General features: G+C 73.7%; 15 protein-coding genes. 6 read left to right on the forward strand and 9 right to left on the reverse strand.

Features of this window, described 5'->3' with window-relative positions:
* Window positions 1-20: 20 nt before the first annotated feature.
* The 3 genes from ACZ3I3_RS34795 to ACZ3I3_RS34805 form a co-directional block, all read right to left on the reverse strand.
* The gene (locus ACZ3I3_RS34795; RefSeq protein ID WP_467371615.1) at window positions 21-1,640 is read right to left on the reverse strand and encodes an alpha/beta hydrolase; all 1,620 of its coding nucleotides are present in this window, start codon (window positions 1,638-1,640) and stop codon (window positions 21-23) included.
* Between the two features lie 137 nt (window positions 1,641-1,777).
* Window positions 1,778-2,536 carry a TIGR04222 domain-containing membrane protein gene (locus tag ACZ3I3_RS34800; protein WP_467371617.1) on the reverse strand — a complete coding sequence of 253 codons (759 nt, stop codon included), beginning with the start codon at window positions 2,534-2,536 and terminating at the stop codon, window positions 1,778-1,780.
* A 44-nt stretch (window positions 2,537-2,580) separates the two neighbouring features.
* Entirely contained in the window at window positions 2,581-3,369 is a 789-nt protein-coding gene (locus tag ACZ3I3_RS34805) for a DUF4142 domain-containing protein (protein ID WP_467371619.1), read from the reverse strand.
* A gap of 384 nt (window positions 3,370-3,753) precedes the next feature.
* On the opposite strand from ACZ3I3_RS34805, the gene ACZ3I3_RS34810 reads away from it, so the two are divergent.
* The 3 genes from ACZ3I3_RS34810 to ACZ3I3_RS34820 all read left to right on the forward strand — a co-directional run bounded on the left by ACZ3I3_RS34810 (window position 3,754) and on the right by ACZ3I3_RS34820 (window position 8,294).
* Complete coding sequence (locus ACZ3I3_RS34810) at window positions 3,754-5,220, forward strand: aldehyde dehydrogenase family protein (protein WP_467371621.1); 1,467 nt, start codon at window positions 3,754-3,756, stop codon at window positions 5,218-5,220.
* A 24-nt stretch (window positions 5,221-5,244) separates the two neighbouring features.
* Window positions 5,245-6,816 carry a GMC family oxidoreductase gene (locus ACZ3I3_RS34815; protein ID WP_467371623.1) on the forward strand — a complete coding sequence of 524 codons (1,572 nt, stop codon included), beginning with the start codon at window positions 5,245-5,247 and terminating at the stop codon, window positions 6,814-6,816.
* A 71-nt stretch (window positions 6,817-6,887) separates the two neighbouring features.
* The gene (locus ACZ3I3_RS34820) at window positions 6,888-8,294 is read left to right on the forward strand and encodes an APC family permease (protein WP_467371744.1); all 1,407 of its coding nucleotides are present in this window, start codon (window positions 6,888-6,890) and stop codon (window positions 8,292-8,294) included.
* Window positions 8,295-8,304: 10 nt separating this feature from the next.
* On the opposite strand, the gene ACZ3I3_RS34825 is transcribed toward ACZ3I3_RS34820, so the two are convergent.
* The gene (locus ACZ3I3_RS34825) at window positions 8,305-9,744 is read right to left on the reverse strand and encodes a multinuclear nonheme iron-dependent oxidase (protein WP_467371625.1); all 1,440 of its coding nucleotides are present in this window, start codon (window positions 9,742-9,744) and stop codon (window positions 8,305-8,307) included.
* Between the two features lie 202 nt (window positions 9,745-9,946).
* On the opposite strand from ACZ3I3_RS34825, the gene ACZ3I3_RS34830 reads away from it, so the two are divergent.
* Window positions 9,947-10,486: a potassium channel family protein gene (locus ACZ3I3_RS34830; RefSeq protein ID WP_467371627.1), complete on the forward strand. Its 540-nt coding sequence runs from the start codon at window positions 9,947-9,949 to the stop codon at window positions 10,484-10,486.
* A 13-nt stretch (window positions 10,487-10,499) separates the two neighbouring features.
* On the opposite strand, the gene ACZ3I3_RS34835 is transcribed toward ACZ3I3_RS34830, so the two are convergent.
* A complete protein-coding gene (locus tag ACZ3I3_RS34835; protein WP_467371629.1) occupies window positions 10,500-10,946 on the reverse strand; it encodes a DUF7144 family membrane protein in 447 nt (148 codons plus the stop codon).
* A gap of 68 nt (window positions 10,947-11,014) precedes the next feature.
* On the reverse strand, window positions 11,015-11,776 hold the full coding sequence (locus tag ACZ3I3_RS34840; protein ID WP_467371631.1) for an aminoacyl-tRNA hydrolase: 762 nt from the start codon (window positions 11,774-11,776) through the stop codon (window positions 11,015-11,017).
* A 42-nt stretch (window positions 11,777-11,818) separates the two neighbouring features.
* Here ACZ3I3_RS34840 and ACZ3I3_RS34845 point away from each other — a divergent pair, with 42 nt between their 5' ends.
* Window positions 11,819-12,685: an ABC transporter ATP-binding protein gene (locus ACZ3I3_RS34845; RefSeq protein WP_467371633.1), complete on the forward strand. Its 867-nt coding sequence runs from the start codon at window positions 11,819-11,821 to the stop codon at window positions 12,683-12,685.
* On the forward strand, window positions 12,682-13,353 hold the full coding sequence (locus ACZ3I3_RS34850; protein ID WP_467371635.1) for an ABC transporter: 672 nt from the start codon (window positions 12,682-12,684) through the stop codon (window positions 13,351-13,353). Before ACZ3I3_RS34845 ends, ACZ3I3_RS34850 begins: the two co-directional genes overlap by 4 nt.
* On the opposite strand, the gene ACZ3I3_RS34855 is transcribed toward ACZ3I3_RS34850, so the two are convergent.
* From ACZ3I3_RS34855 to ACZ3I3_RS34865, 3 genes are all read right to left on the reverse strand, one after another.
* The gene (locus ACZ3I3_RS34855; RefSeq protein ID WP_010034064.1) at window positions 13,345-13,524 is read right to left on the reverse strand and encodes a hypothetical protein; all 180 of its coding nucleotides are present in this window, start codon (window positions 13,522-13,524) and stop codon (window positions 13,345-13,347) included. The genes ACZ3I3_RS34850 and ACZ3I3_RS34855 overlap by 9 nt on opposite strands.
* A gap of 18 nt (window positions 13,525-13,542) precedes the next feature.
* Window positions 13,543-14,376 (reverse strand): polysaccharide deacetylase family protein, encoded by an 834-nt coding sequence (locus ACZ3I3_RS34860; protein WP_467371637.1) that lies wholly within the window; start codon window positions 14,374-14,376, stop codon window positions 13,543-13,545.
* 62 nt (window positions 14,377-14,438) lie between these two features.
* Window positions 14,439-15,959 (reverse strand): FAD-dependent oxidoreductase, encoded by a 1,521-nt coding sequence (locus ACZ3I3_RS34865; RefSeq protein WP_467371639.1) that lies wholly within the window; start codon window positions 15,957-15,959, stop codon window positions 14,439-14,441.
* Between the last annotated feature and the right edge of the window lie 10 nt (window positions 15,960-15,969).

The raw sequence follows: 15,969 nt of genomic DNA on the forward strand, positions 1-15,969 counted from the left end.
GCCGCCGACCGCGGCTGGGGCTACGGCTGCGGCTGGGACTGCGACCGTGGCTGGGACTGCGACCGCGGCTGGGGCTGCGGCTTGGGTTCCGGATGCGCGGCGCAGTCCGTGCGCCGTCCCGGCAGCCGGCCCTCCAGCAGGTACGCCTCCACATGGCCGTTGACGCAGGCGTTCGGTCCGCCCGCCAGGCCGTGCGCGCCGGCGTCCCGCTCCGTCACCAGGACCGAGCCCTTGAGGCGGCGGCGGAGTTCGAGGGCCCCGTCGTACGGCGTGGCGGCGTCCCGCTCGGCGGCCAGGATCAGCGTCGGCGGCAGTTCCCCCGGCCCGGTGCCGACGTCGAGCGGCCGCTGCCGCGGCCCCTCCCAGTAGGCGCAGGGCAGGTTCGTCCACACGTTGTCCCAGGTCTCGAAGGGCGCCAGCCGCGCGAGCCGGGTGTTGTCCCGGTCCCACACCTCCCAGTCCGTCGGCCAGGGGGCGTCGTTGCACTCGACGGCGACGTAGACCGCGCGTGAGTTCTCCGCCTCGGCGGCGGCCTCCGGGTGCTGCTGGGCCTGTTCGACCAGGGGCCCGGGATCGCCCTTGAGGTATGCCGACAGCGCGTGCGCCCGGTGCGGCCACTGGTCGTCGTAGTACCCCGCCTGGAGGAACGCTCGCTGCAACTGCCCGGGCCCGACCTTCCCGCCGGCCGGCTCGGCGGCCAGCCGCGCGCTCGCCCGCTCGTAGCTGCGCCGCACCTCCCGCGCGGTCCTGCCCAGCCCGTACACGTCGTGATGCCGGGCGATCCACTTCCGGAAGTCCCGCCAGCGGCCCTCGAACGCCGCCGACTGGTCGAGGTTGTTGCGGTACCAGATCTGCTCCGGGTCGGGGTCGACCGCCGAGTCGAACACCATCCGCCGTACGTGGCCGGGGAACAGGGTCGCGTACAGGGCTGCGAAGTACGTGCCGTACGACGAGCCCATGAACGTCAGGCGTTCCTCGCCGAGCGCGGCGCGCAGGACGTCGAGGTCGCGGGCGTTGTTCAGCGAGTGGTAGTGCCGCAGCGCGCCGCCGGCCCGCTCGGCGCAGCCGCGCGCGTACGCCTTGGCCTGCGCGATGCGTTCCTTCTTGTACGGCTCGGAGGGGTGCGTCGGTGACTGGGTGGGCCCCTTGAAGAACTTCTCGGGGTCCTTGCAGGACAGCGGTGCGGAACGGCCGACCCCGCGCGGGGCGTAGCCGACGAGGTCGTACGCGGCCGCGATCCGCTTCCACTCGGGGAGCAGGCCGACGAGGGGGAAGTACAGGCCCGAGGCGCCAGGACCGCCCGGGTTGTAGACCAGGGAGCCCTGGTGGCGGACCGCGCGCCTGCCCTGGTGCGGGTCCTTGCGCGTGGCCCGGGCGCGGCCGACGGCGAGTTCGATCTGCCGGCCGTCGGGCCGGGCGTAGTCCAGCGGGACGGTGACCGTGCCGCACTGCATGCTGCCGGGGAGGTCCTGTGCGTCGGGGCAGGGGCCGAAGTCGATGCTGGCCGCCTTCGCCCGCGCGGCGGCCACCGCGGTGCCGCGCAGCTCGGCCGCCGCTGTCGCGCCGTCGGTGTCCGGGGCGGCGGTGAGGGCGCTCAGCAGCAAGGATCCTGCGGCCGAGTAGAGGAGGGCGGCTCTCATCGCGTATCCCTTCGGTGCACGGTGGCGACGAAAGGGATGTTTGGTGCGGCGGTTGGGGAAGGCAAGCACCGTCCGCCGGTGTCGGCGCCAATGCCCCTGTGCGCCCCCGGCCGGTCAGTCGTGTCCCGGGGGAGGTGCTAGCGGTGCGTGAAGGCGGCGCGCAGGTCCGGTTCGCCGATCGCGCTGACGCCGCGCACGGCCACGGAGGTGAGGTACGTGCGGTCGTCGGCCGTGCCGTCCGCGTTGCGGGTCAGTGCGCCGAGCAGTCTCTGGCCGGCCGGGGACGCCCAGCGCGAGTACGGGTGGATCTCGATGCGGGCGACGGCGAGGGAGCTCAGGGTCAGGGTGAGCGGCAGCGCGAACCACAGGGCGACCAGATGACGCGGCATGTCCGGCGGAGCGGGCGTCAGCAGCGCGGCGACACCGAGAGCGAGGACGGCGACGGCCGCTGAGCGCACCTGCCGGACGGCCGCCGCGACCGTCGTACGGGCGCTGTCGGGCACCGCGAGTCCCGCGCGCACCAGCCGGTCGGCGATACCGCGCACCGCGTCCGCCGTGGCGGCGGCGGCCCGCACCGGCGCTATCCGGGACTGCCCCTCGGGGCCGATGGCCCCGATGACCGACTGCTCCATCTCGTCCCGCCCGAGCGGATCGACGACCGTCGCCCAGCCGGTGTGGGCCAGGAGCAGCCGGCGCTGGCGCGCCATGGCGACGAGGGTCACGTCGGCGACCCGCCGGGGCCCGCCGGAGAGGAACGCGGCCTCGTACAGCGTGAGTTCATGGATCCGGCCGGTGTTCGTGTCGCCGGCCGCGGCGCGTACGGCTGCCAGGCACAGGCGCGTGCACGCCGTGCCGGCCACGGCCCAGGCCGCCAGCAGGAAAAGAACCCAGAGCATATGTTGTTTGTATGTGACACGGTCCCGAAAACACCATGCCTTGTTCACGATTCGGACGGAGCGTTGTCGGTATGTGACGTTCCGTTTCGCTGTTCCGGTGGCGGGCGGAACGTCGGCGGCGGAAGCGTGGTGGCCGGGTCCGGGGCCGGAATCGAGGGTGCGGCCGGAGCGGGGGCGGCCGTCGGGGGCGTGCTCGCGCCGGCCATGTCGCGGGCCATGGCGTCGAAGTCGACGTAGCCCGTGGCCTCCAGGACCTTGATGTGGTCCAGGACGGTCGTGTTGGCGTCGTCGGCGAGGTCGCGCACCAGCGAGTTGCGGGTGCTCGCGCGGACCTGGGCGACGACCGAGAAGACCCTGCCGTGCGCCAGCCGCAGGATGTTGGCGAACTGGCGGTCGTACTCGGCACCCTGTGCCTCGTCCAGGGTTTCCAGCCACTGCTTCTGCTGGTCACTGGGCTCGTCCGGCAGGGCGAGGTTCAGCCGCGCGGCGACCTCGCGGACCCGTTCGTCGAGGAATCCGTGCCCCTCGACGAGATGCCGGCCCGCCGTCCGGACGGCCGGGGTGGTCCCCTTCGTCTGCGCCTGCCGCCCCGCCGGCAACTCCCACAGCCCGGCCAGCCGGACCTTGACGAGGAAGTCCTGGTCGAGCGCGGACAGCGGGCCGTAGCTCGTGCGCAGAGTCTGGGCGCTCAGCACGTCCGGTCCCGTCTCCGGCCGGTCGGTGTACGGCCAGAGGGAGAAGACCAGCGCGGCGAGCGTCGCCGTCAGACACGTGACGATGAGCCCCGTGCCGCTGACGATGCCTCGGCCCTTGACGGGCGGTCGCGGTCGCATGGTGGTGCCTCCTGGTACGGCACCGCACGCTAATGGGCTTCAGGTGCGGAGTTGACATGTTACTGCGGGGTCTACGTCAACTTCCGTACAGGGGCGAATCATTGTATCGGGGGCAGGGCGGGGCGATTGGGGGAGGCGGGCCGGGGGACTCGCCGGGGCAAAGAGGTTCAAAACGTTCCATGGTTCCGGGCGGGCGTGACCCGGGTGTTAGCCCCGGCACACTCGCGTGCGGACGGGCGGGACCGGGTGACTAGCCCACCCGGGTCCTCTGGGCCACCGGGACGCGGTCGCGGCGGTGTGGCCCGTGGCCGCCGCACGCCCGATGGGCCATGTTGCTGACCGTCGAGCCGATCGGCACCAGCCGGATGCGAAGGAGGCCCCGCGGTGGGTGAGCTGTACATCGACGGCGAGTGGACACAGGCGGCGGCCGGTGGCCGGCGGGACGTGGTCAACCCCTACGACGCCTCCGTCGTCACCACCGTCGACGAGGCCGACGCCACCGACGTGGACCGCGCCGTACGCGCCGCCCGGCGCGCCTTCGACCAGGGGGACTGGGCGAACGCCACCTCCCGCCACCGCGCCGACGTCCTGCTGCGCGTCCGTGACCTGCTGCTGCGCGACCAGGAGGACATCGCCCGCACCGAGACCCTCGACACCGGCAAGACCCTCACCGAGGCCCGCATCGACGTCGAGGACGTGGCGAACGCCTTCCGCTACTACGCCGAACTGGCGGGCAAGGACGGCGGCCGGGTCGTCGACGTCGGGCCGGACGTCCTCAGCCGCGTCGTCTACCAGCCGGTCGGGGTCTGCGCGCTCATCGCCCCCTGGAACTACCCGCTGCTCCAGGCCTCCTGGAAGGTCGCCCCGGCGCTGGCCGCCGGCAACACCTTCGTCCTCAAGCCCAGCGAGACCACGCCGCTCACCACGATCGCCATGATCCGGCTCATCGAGGAGGCCGGCGCACCGCCCGGCGTCGCCAACCTGGTGCTGGGCTCCGGGGCGACCGTCGGCGCGGCCCTGACCAGCCACCCCGAGGTCGACCTGGTGTCCTTCACCGGCGGCCTGACCACCGGGCGGTCCATCATGGCAAGCGCCTCCGAGGGACCGCGCAACATCGCCCTCGAACTCGGCGGCAAGAACCCCAACATCGTCTTCGCGGACGCCGACTTCGACGCCGCCGTGGACTACGCGCTGGACGCCGCCTTCCTGCACTCCGGGCAGGTCTGCTCGGCCGGTTCGCGCCTGCTCGTCCAGGACTCGCTGCACGACCGGTTCGTCGAGACCCTCGCCCGCCGCGCGCAGGCCATCCGGCTCGGCAACGGCCTGGAAGAGGGCACCGAGAGCGGCCCGCTCAGCTCCGCCGAGCACCGGGAGAAGGTCGAGCGCTACATCGCCATCGCCCAGGAGGAGGGCGCCCGCCTCGTCACCGGCGGCACCCGCCCCGACGACCCCGGCCTGAGCCGCGGCTTCTTCCTGCTGCCGACGATCTTCGCCGACTGCGACCGGTCGATGCGGATCGTCCAGGAGGAGGTCTTCGGCCCGGTGGTCACCGTAGAGCGCTTCGGCACCGAGGACGAGGCGGTGGATCTGGCCAACGACACGCGCTACGGCCTGGCCGGCGGGGTGTGGACCTCCGACGCGAGCCGCGCCCAGCGCGTCGCGCAGCGGCTGCGGCACGGCACCGTCTGGATCAACGACTTCCACCCCTACGTACCGCAGGCCGAGTGGGGCGGCTTCGGACGCTCCGGCGTCGGACGCGAACTGGGCCCCACCGGGCTGCGCGAGTACCAGGAGGCCAAGCACATCTACCAGAACCTCGTCCCCGCACCCTCCGGCTGGTTCAAGGGCTGAACGACACAGAAAGCAGGGCACCGCATGGCCCCGACCACCCCGCACGGCGCCGAGTCCGCCTACGACTACGTCATCGTCGGCGGCGGCACCGCCGGCTGCGTGCTCGCCGCCCGCCTGAGCGAGGACTCCGACTGCCGCGTCTGCGTCGTCGAGGGCGGCCCCAGCGACATCGGCGACGAGCGCATCCTGCGCCTGCGCAACTGGATCAACCTGCTGGGCTCGGAGTTCGACTACGGCTACACCACCGTCGAGCAGCCGCGCGGCAACTCCCACATCCTGCACTCACGGGCCCGCGTCCTCGGCGGCTGCTCCTCGCACAACACCCTGATCAGCTTCCTGCCGTTGCCGCAGGACCTCGACGACTGGGTGAGCGGGGGCTGCTCCGGCTGGGACCCGGCGACGATCCTGCCCTACCGCGACCGGCTGCTCACCCGGATCGTCCCGGTCGCCGAAGCCGACCGCAATCCCATCGCCAAGGACTTCGTCACCGCCGCCTCCCGCGCCCTCGGCGTCCCCGTCGTCGACGACTTCAACGCCGAGCCCTTCGCCGACGGCACCGGCTTCTTCTCCCTGGCCTACCAGCCCGAGGGCAACCTGCGCTCCTCCGCCTCCGTCGCCTACCTGCACCCCGTCCTGGACCGGCCCAACCTGACGCTCCTGCTGGAGACCTGGGCGCACCGGCTGCTCCCGGACGAGTCGGGCCGGCTGACCCGCGTCGCCGTCCGGGGCGCCGACGGCGAACCCGCCACCGTGCGGGCCGAACGCGAACTCCTGCTGTGCGCGGGCGCCATCGACACCCCGCGCCTGCTGATGCTCTCCGGCATCGGCCCGGCCGGCGACCTGCGGGGTCTCGGCATCGATGTCCGGGCCGACCTGCCCGGCGTGGGCGAGAACCTGCTGGACCACCCCGAGTCCGTGATCGTCTGGGAGACCGAGGGGCCGCTGCCGCCCAACTCCGCGATGGACTCCGACGCCGGCCTGTTCCTGCGCCGCGACAAGGACCAGCCGCGCCCCGACCTGATGTTCCACTTCTACCAAGTGCCGTTCACGGTCAACACCGAGCGCCTGGGCTACCCCGTGCCGCCCTACGGGGTGTGCATGACGCCGAACGTGCCACGCGCCCGCTCCACCGGCCGCATGTGGCTGCGCAGCAAGAACCCCGCCGAGCATCCCGCCCTGGACTTCCGGTACTTCACCGACCCCGAGGGGCACGACGAGCGCACCATCGTGGACGGGCTGAAGGTCGCCCGCGAGGTCGCCGCCACCGCCCCGCTGCGCGACTGGCTCGTCCGCGAGGTCGCGCCCGGCCCGGACGTCGTCTCCGACGCCGACCTGTCGGAGTACGGCCGCCGCGCGGCGCACACCGTCTACCACCCGGCGGGCACCTGCCGCATGGGGTCCCCGGACGACCCGATGGCCGTCTGCGACGCGGAGTTGAGACTGCTCGGCGTCGAGGGCGTGCGGATCGTCGACGCGTCGGTGTTCCCGACGATGCCCACCATCAACCCGATGGTGACCGTCCTGCTCGCCGCCGAACGCGCCGCCGACCTGATCCTCGACCGGCCCGGCCCCGAGGAACAGGAGGCCCGGAAGTGACCGGTTCGCAGCCCCCCGCCCCGGCGGCAGGCACCTCCTCGGGAGAGCCCGGCTCGGAGTTCCGTAAGGACATGGGCCCCTGGGCCAACTTCGCGCTCGGCTTCACCTACCTCTCGCCGGTGGTGAGCACCTACACCCTCTTCGGCATCGCGATCGTCGACGGCGGACCGCCGATGATCTGGGCGTTCGTGCTGGCCGGCTGCGGCCAGTTCCTCGTCGCGCTCATCTTCGGCGAGATCGTCGCCCAGTACCCGATCGCCGGCGGCGTCTACCCCTGGGCCCGGCGGCTGTGGGGCAAGCGCTGGGCGTGGATGACCGGCTGGGTGTACATGTGGGCGCTGCTGGTGACCATCACCTCCGTCGCGTACGGCGCCGGCCCCTACATCGCCATCCTCTTCGGCTTCGACGCCACCGTGCACACCACCGTGCTGTGCACCGCCGTGCTCATCGTCGTCGCCATCCTCATCAACTACATGGGCACCAAGGCGCTCTCGCTGGCGGCCATCATCGGCTTCGGCGGCGAGCTCATCGGCGCGCTCGTCGTCGGCATCTATCTGCTGGTCACCCACCGTCACCACGGTGTCGGCGTCATCTTCGACACCTACGGCACCGAAGGCGACGGCTCCTACCTGCCGGCGTTCCTCGCGGCCGCCATCATCGGCTTCTACCAGTACTACGGCTTCGAGGCGTGCGGCGACACCGCCGAGGAGGTCGCCCACCCGGGCCGTGTCATCCCGAAGGCGATGCGCCGCACCATCTACATCGGCGGCGCGGCGGCCACGTTCACCTGCATGTCGCTGCTGCTGTCGGTCACGGACTTCAACGCGGTCATCTCGGGCGAGGTGGCCGACCCGGTGGTGGACGTGCTGTACGACGCCATGGGCGAGACCGGGGCGCGGCTGGTGATGGCCGTGGTGCTGATCTCCTTCCTGTCCTGCACGATCAGCCTCCAGGCCGCGGCCGGGCGGCTCATCTACTCCTACGCCCGTGACGAGATGATCGCCGGGCACCGGCTGCTGCGGCGGTTCGCCCATGCCCGCGCGGTGCCCGGCTACGCGCTGTTCGTGTCCGCGGCCGTGCCGCTGCTCATCGCCTTCGCCTCCCTGTTCTCCGAGGACGCCCTCACCAACATCGTGTCGTTCGCGATCCTCGGGATCTACGGCTCCTTCCAGATGGTGGTGCTGGCCGCGCTGCGCGCCCGGCTCAAGGGGTGGCGTCCGGCGGGCGAGTTCACCCTGGGCCGCTGGGGCCTGCCGGTGAACATCGGGGCGCTGGCCTACGGCATCTTCGCCATCGTCAACATCTCCTGGGCCCGCAGCCCGGAGAAGCCGTGGTACGAGAACTGGATCGTCCTGCTGTGCGGTGCGGTCGTCGTCGGCACCGGCGTGCTGTACATGTTCACCACCCACCACTACGGCCGTGGCGACGCGGCCGCCGGTGACGCGGTGCCGAAGGACGAGGCCGTGTCGAAGAAGTGACGGCCCCGCGTCAACGCCGCAGCAGCACCTTCCGGGTGGCCCGGGCCAGCCGGTGGACCGGGCGCCGGGATCGGGGCGCGGGTCCCGACCGCTCCAGCCACCACTCCCGCAGCTCCCGCCGCGCCGCGGCGTCCCCGGGCCGCCCGGCGGACAGCAGGTGTTCGGCGAAGGTGAGCGCGTCGCGCCGGTAGCCGCCGGTCATCGGCTGCGTCTGGGCGTACGCGAGGAAGGCCGTACGGTAGTCCGCCCCCAGGATCGCGGGCAGCTCGGGCGCGACCTTCGCCACGACGTCCGCCCGCTTCGCGGCGAGCGCCCGTGCTTGTACGCCCACCCGCACCCGGTCGAACCCCTCGGGCACGGGCGTCCCCGCGACCAGCGCCGACAGCAGCGCGGCCTGCGCGACCCCGAGCCGCTGCCGGGCCTCGCCGGTGCCCCGGTGTTCGGGCCGGCCGGTGGCGCCCCGTGTCGCCCCGGCCGCCCCGGTCTCATGGCCCTGCTCCGTCGCCCCGTCGCCGCGCGCGGGGGCGGCGGCGCGGACCTCGCTCCAGCCGCCGGGCGCGGCCCCCGGCTGCCGCGCGGCGACCGCGTGGCCCGCCGCGCGCACCTCCGCCTTCACCCGCTCGACGGCCCCCGCCTCCACGGCCCGCCGGATCGAGGCCAGCTCGGCCTCCAGCTCCGCCGGTTCCGGGAAGTTCTCGTCGCGTTCCAGCAGGACCCCCGGAGGGGACACGCGGGACGCGAGGTCGGTCAGGATGTCCAGGACAGGCCGGGGGACGGGGTGGGCGTGGCTGTCGTGCCAGACGCCGTCGCGTTCGAAGCCGCCGGCGACATGGACGTAGGCGATGGCCTCCAGGGGCAGCTCGGCCAGGGCCTTGGCCGGGTCCTCGCCGCGGTTGACGTGGTTGGTGTGCAGGTTGGCCACGTCGATGAGGAGCCGGACGCCCGTGCGGTCGGCCAGCTCGTACAGGAACTGGCCCTCCGTCATCTCCTCGCCCGGCCAGGAGATCAGCGCGGCGATGTTCTCGACGGCCAGCGGCACCGGCAGCGCCTGCTGCGCGATGCGCACGTTCTCGCACAGCACGTCGAGCGCGTCCCGGGTCCGGGGGACGGGGAGCAGATGGCCCGCCTCCAGGTGCGGCGTCGCCGTCAGGGAACCGCCGGCCCGTACGAACGCGATGTGCTCGGTGACCAGCGGCGAGCCGAGTGCCTCCACCCGCTCGGCCAGCGCGGCCAGACGCCCTTCGTCGGGCCGGTCCGCACCCCCGAGGCCGAGCGAGACGCCGTGCGGCACCACGGTGACGCCGCGCTCGCGCAGCCGCCGCAGCGAGTCGGGCAGATGCCCGGGGCAGACGTTCTCGGCCACGGTCTCGACCCAGTCGATACCCGGCATGCGCTCCACGGCGTCCGCGATCTCCGGTCGCCACCCGATGCCCGTCCCCAGTCGCTCCATCGTCCCCTCCTCCGCACCGCCGGTTCCTCGAACGTGAGGGGGGTATGGCCCAGCCGCCCGCCCTCGAACCCCGCCACGGGCGCCTTCAGAGGAACATTTGAGGTTCGGGCCCCCGACGGCAGCGGCTCCGCAGGCGGCCCCCGGCCCCACCGACGGAGGCACCGGGGTCGCGCCACCTCCTGAAGCGTCGTAGACCGGACGCATGAGCGATGGCAGCGAACAGGCGGCCCCGGCCTCGGCCCGGTGGGTGTGGGCCGCCGCCGGGGGACTGGTGGGCGCCGTCGGCACCGCCTATTTCCTGCTCCCGCTGGAAGGGCTCGGCGACGACCGCTCCTGGCTGGGCTGGCCGCTGTTCGCCCTGTTCCTGGGGCTGCTGGCCGCGCTGCTGCTGCGCCAGGTGCGCGACGTCGTGCTGGAGAAACCGCACACCCGGCCCGGCGTCATGATCCCGCTGCTGATGTGCCTGGCCGTGCTGGTGTTCTCGTCGGGGTACTACGCCCTCGCCCAGCGGCCGGGCCAGTTCACCGGCCTGAGCACCCGCGTCGACGCGCTGTACTTCACCGTCGTCACGCTCGCGACCGTCGGCTACGGCGACATCACCCCGAGCGGGCAGGAGGCCCGCCTGGTGGCGGTCGCTCAGATCCTGTACACGTTCGTCTTCCTCACGGCGGCGGCCACCGCGCTCTCGCGCCGGCTGCACGCGGTGGTCGCAGCACGCGACCGGCGTCCGCCGCCCTCCTGACCCGGGCGGCTCGTCACACTGCGCGGGTGGAGCGGTAGTTGAACAACGACCACAGCACGAACAGACCGGTCAGGATCATGATGATCGACCAGAACGGCTGGTACGGCAGCCACATGAAGTTCGCGATCAGCGCCAGCCCGACCACGACCGCGCCCACGACCCGGGCCCAGGCGGCCCCGGTGAACAGGCCGAACCCGGCCGCCACCACGAGCACACCGACGACCAGGTGGATCCAGCCCCACGCGGTCAGATCGAACTCGAAGACGTACTCGCCGAAGCTCGTGTACACCTCGTCGTCGGCGATGGCCGTGATGCCCTGGAGCACCGCGAACAGGCCGTAGACGACCATCAGGGTGCCGCCGAGAGCGAGACCCCCGGCCGCCAGGGGGTCGCCGGAACCGCCGGGCCTCCGGTCGTCGGGGGCGGGCGGAGCGGGGGGAGGGGGCGCGGCGCTGGTCATGGCTGCCTCCTGGTCGGGTTGTCTGGTAACCCCACTGGAGCACCCGGCCGCGACCGGCGCGCCTGCGGCTACTCCGAACGGGTGGCCGCCGGGCCGCCCGGAGCGTAGGTCTCCCGGCGCAGCGCCGGGTGGTCCGCGACCACCGTGCACGAGCCGGGCGCGATCTCCGTGAACCCCGCGTCGCGGACCAACGGCAGGCCGCTGCGCGTCAGTCCGGGCCAGCGGGCCGGGTCGGCCGTCCGTACGGAGAGCGGGAAGCCCGCGTCGTGCCAGGCGGCCCGCTCCTCGTCGGGCAGCTCCCACCAGGCCAGTTGCGCGGCGTGTCCGGCCTGGGCCATCGCCTTGCCCGCCGACATGCCGAGGTCGGGGTTGAGCCACAGCACGGGGGCGGTGGGGTCCGCCTCCACCGGCGGTTCCGGGTCGTCCAGGTCGGTGCCGGAGACCTGGAGGCGGGCCAGGTCCTTGGGCCAGCCGTCCAGCGGGACCGGTGGGAAGACCCGCACCTCGGCCGCCTTGCCGGTGACCGTGATGCCGGGCAGGGCCTCGGCCCGCCGCCACTCGGCGCCGCGCGCCCGCCGCACCACCTTGCGGATCCGCGCGTCCTGCCAGTCCCGCACCGCCTGCGCCCACGGGCCGTCGCCGGCCGACCGCTCGTCGCTGAGGATCGTCAGTACGGCCCGCGCGGCCGTCTCCAGCGCGTCCGTGCGCGCCGGCGGGTCCGCCCGCTCGATCCGCACGACCAGCGGCAGCACGAACTGCGGTGCCGTGTCGCGGTCCGAGGGCTCGGAACGGAAGGGGCTGTCACTCACGGGCGTCGGGTCTTCGCTCACGAATCCCAGTGTGCCAGCCGGAAGATCGTGGAGGATGGGCCCATGCGACCCGACCTCTGCCTGGAGAACGCGGGCCGCCGCTACGGCCTGCGCGGCCCCTGGGTGCTGCGCGGCGTCGACCTGACGGTGGCCCCGGGCCGGCTCGTCCGCGTCGAGGGCACCAACGGCACCGGCAAGTCGACCCTGCTGCGGCTGCTCGCCGGCATCGACGCCCCCAGCGAGGGCCGGATCACCGGCCGCCCGCGCACCGCGTACGTCCCCGAGCGGTTCCCGCCCGCCCTGCCGTTCACCGCCGCCGGCTACCTCACCCACCTCGGCACCGTGCACGGCCTGACCCGCACGAGGGCCGCCCGTGCCGCCGCCGAGTGGCTGGAGCGCCTCGGGGCCGCCGCCTACGCCGATACGCCCATGGCACGGCTGTCGAAAGGCAGCAGCCAGAAGGTCGCGGTCGCCCAGGCCCTGCTCGCCGAGCCGGAGCTGCTCGTGCTGGACGAGGCGTGGACCGGCCTGGACACCGACGCCCGCGCCGAGTTGGAGCGGGCGGTCGCCGAACGCACGGCGGCGGGCGGATCCGTGGTGTTCGTCGACCACGACCCGCGCCGCCTCGCGGGACTGCCCGACGCGACGTACACCGTGCGCGACGGGAGCCTCGTCGAGCGCGCCGAGCCGGGACCGCCGCCGTCCGGACCACAGGTCACGGTCGAGGTCCAGGGCCCGCCGGACGGACGGCTGCCCGACGACGTGCGGCGGACCGTCACCGCCGCCGAGGAGACCGCGCCGGGCAGCCACCGCCTCACCGTCCCCGCCCCGCACTCCGACGTCCTGCTCCGCGCCCTGCTCACGGCACGCCCGCCCTGGCACGTGGTGCGTGTGGAGCGGCAGGCCGACGCCCCCGCGAGCCGCCGATGACCGCCCTCCTGCGCTACCAAGCCGCCCTGCTGCTGCGCTCCCAGCGCTGGCTGCCGCCGTTCCTGCTGTACGCCGCCTTCCTCGCGATCAGTGTCCAGGCCGGGCAGCCGGTGCTCGACTCGCTCGGCTACTCCGCCGCCGCGCTGCTGCCCGTCGCCGCCTGGCTGGCGCGGATCTGTGTCACGGCCGAGCCGCAGGCCGCGCGCGGCTGCGTCGCGGCGGCCGTCGGGCCCGCGCGCGCCCATGTGGCCTGTCTGCTGGTGGCGTCGTCCGGCGCGGCGGCGCTCGGCACGGTCGCGACCCTCGGCGTGACGCTGCTGAGCGCTCCGGTCGCCTCGGACCACCGCACCCCGGTCCCGCTCGCCCCCGCCTGCGGGGCCGGGCTGCTCGCCGCCCTGGCCTGCGCCCTGCTCGGCACGGCCGTCGGCGCGCTCACCAGCCGGCCGCTGCTGCGCTCCCGGGGCCGTGCCGTCCTGGCACTGCTGCTCGCGGCGCTGCTGTCCCTCGTCGCGACCGGCTCCCCGGCGCAGGCGGCGGTGCAGGGCCTGGTGACCGGCTCACGGTCGGGCACCGTCCCGCTGCCGCTGCTGCCCCTGGCCGCGGCAGCCCTGGTCACGGCCGCCGCGCTGGCCCTGGCCGGTGCGCTCGCCGCCCGCAGATCACCCTGAGCAGGCGGTGCGCTGCGCCTCCTGCCATTCACACACGGGGCAGAGGGTGATGCCCTTGTACGACTCCGGGTACTCCGTCGGCTCCCGGCACAGCACGCACTCCGCGTACGGCGGCCCGTCCGCCCGGGGCGGCCTGGTCGCGTCGATCAGGCAGTAGTCGTCCTCGCTCATACGTCCAGCGTAGGCCGGTCAGTGCCGTGCGCCCACGGCCCCGATCAGCTCGGACACCTTCACGAACCGGAAGCCCTCCCGGCGCAGCCCGGGGACGATCGTGCGCACCGCCCGTTCGGTCGCCGGGGCGGCGCTGCGCGTGCAGTGCAGCACGACCACCGACCCCGGCCGCACGCCGTCCAGCACCTGCCGGGCGACCACATCCGGGTCCGACTCGAACGCGTCGCCGCCGACCACGTCCCACTGCACGGCGGTCACGCCCACCGGTGTCAGCGCCTTCAGCGCCCGCCGGTCGTAACAGCCGCCGGGGAAACGGAAGTACGGCATCGGCTCCGGCACACCGGCCCTCCGGAAGGCGGCGTACGCCCGCTCCACGTCCGAGCGCATCCTCCCCTCGGGCACGGTCGGCAGGCCGTAGCAGTCCCGCGTGTAGCCGTAGTGGCTGTAGGAGTGGTTGGCGACCTCGAAGAGGGGGTCCCGGCCGATGGAACGGGCCTGGTCCGGGTACTGCTCGGCCCACCGCCCGGTCATGAACACGGTGGCCGGCACCTTCAGCGCCCGCAGCGTCGCGATCAGCCGCGGGTGGTCGAACCGCTCACCCGCCGCCGCCCGGGCCCCCTGCCCGGCGGTCATGTCGGCGTCGAAGGTGAGCGCGACGGTCCTGCCGCGGGTGCGGGGACCGTGCTCGAAGACCGGCGTCAGTCCGGCGGGGCCGGGCGCGAGGGTCGGAGGGCGCGAGGGCGGCGCGGACACCGGCGGCGGGGCCGCCTGCGGGGGACGGCCGGTCCCGCAGGCGGCGAGGACCGCGCTCAGGGCGCACACGGCGGCGACACGGCGGAGGAGGATGATCACCGTATAGATGTATGAACGGGATTGTCCTCTTATGCGCGTCGGCCGCGGGCGTCACCCGGCCGTCAGAGGTCCCGCTGTTCCAGCGGTTTGGTCGCCGGGCCCTGGATCACCTTGCCGTCCGTGTCGAAGCGGGAGCCGTGGCAGGGGCACTCCCAGGCGCGTTCGGCGGAGTTGAAGGCGACCAGGCAGCCCAGGTGGGTGCAGCGGGCGGAGACGGAGTGCAGGTTGCCGTCGTCGTCCCGGTAGACCGCGAGACGGTGGTGGCCGTCGGCGCGGACCACGGCCCCCTCGCCGGGCGGCAGGGACTCCACCGGCGGCGCGGGCCGCAGCCGGTCCCCGACGAAGTGGCCGGCGACCTTGGCCTGGGTCTTGAGGAACGACGGCGCCTCCCGCACGGCGGGCTTCAGCCGGCGCGGGTCGTACAGTCCGCTCCACTCGCGCTCCTCGCCCGTGATCTGCGCGGCGAGGAGGCTGCCCGCCATGACGCCGCCGGTCATGCCCCAGCCGCCGAAGCCGGTGGCCACATACGCGTGCCGGGCGCCCGGGTGCAGCGGGCCGACCATCGGCACGGTGTCGGTCGGAGTGTTGTCCTGCGTGGCCCACCGGTTGGTGACGTTCAAGTCCGGGAAGTGCTCGACGGCCCAGGCGGTGAGGCGTTCGAAAGCGGCCCGCGGGTCGCCCGTGCCCGGCGTGAAGTGCTCGCCGGTGACGATGAGCAGACGCCGGCCCTCGTCGTACGGTGCCGTACGCACCGAGCGGGTGTTCTCGTCGGGCGTGATGAACATGCCGTCCGGGTCCTGGTCCGCGGGGATCGGCCCGGCGACGACCAGTTCGCGCTTCGGCGTGAGCCGGGCGAACAGCAGGGCCCGGTCGAAGATCGGGTAATGCGTCGCGACGACGACGTCCCGGGCCCGCACCGTCGCCCCGGACGTGGTCGACAGCCGGCACGGCTCACCCTCGTCCAGTCCGAGCACCGTGGTGTCCTCGAAGATCCGCCCACCGTGCTCGACGAGGTCGGCGGCGAGCGCCAGCAGGTACTTGCGGGGGTGGAACTGGGCCTGGCCGGTGACCCGGACCGCACCCGCCACCGGGAAGGGCAGCCCGGTCTCCTCCACGAACGCGGCGGGCAGCCCGGCCTCGGCGGCCGCCCGCGCCTCGGCCCGCAGCTCGTCGACCCGGCCGGGGTCGCACGCGTACGTGTAGGCGCTCCTGGCCTCCCAGTCGCAGTCGATGCCCAGTTCCCCGGCGATCCCGGCCGCGCGCTCGATCGCCTCGGACTGCGAACGGGCGTACAGTCGCGCGCCCTCGGGGCCGCGGGTGCGGCGCAGCTTGTCGTAGACGAGCGTGTGCAGGGCGGTGACCTTGGCGGTGGTGTGCCCGGTGACCCCGGCCGCGACCCGCCCGGCCTCCAGGACGGCCACGCTCCGCCCGGCCCGCGTCAGTTCCCACGCCGTGCTCAGTCCGGCGATCCCGGCGCCGATCACCGCCACGTCGACGTCCAGGTCCTCCGTCAGGGCCGGATGACGGCCGTCCGGTGCGGTCTCCATCCAGTACGAGTTGCTGACCTGCTGCTTCTCGCTCATGAGCCACCGG

It is taken from the genome of Streptomyces sp. NPDC016851 (assembly GCF_055562795.1).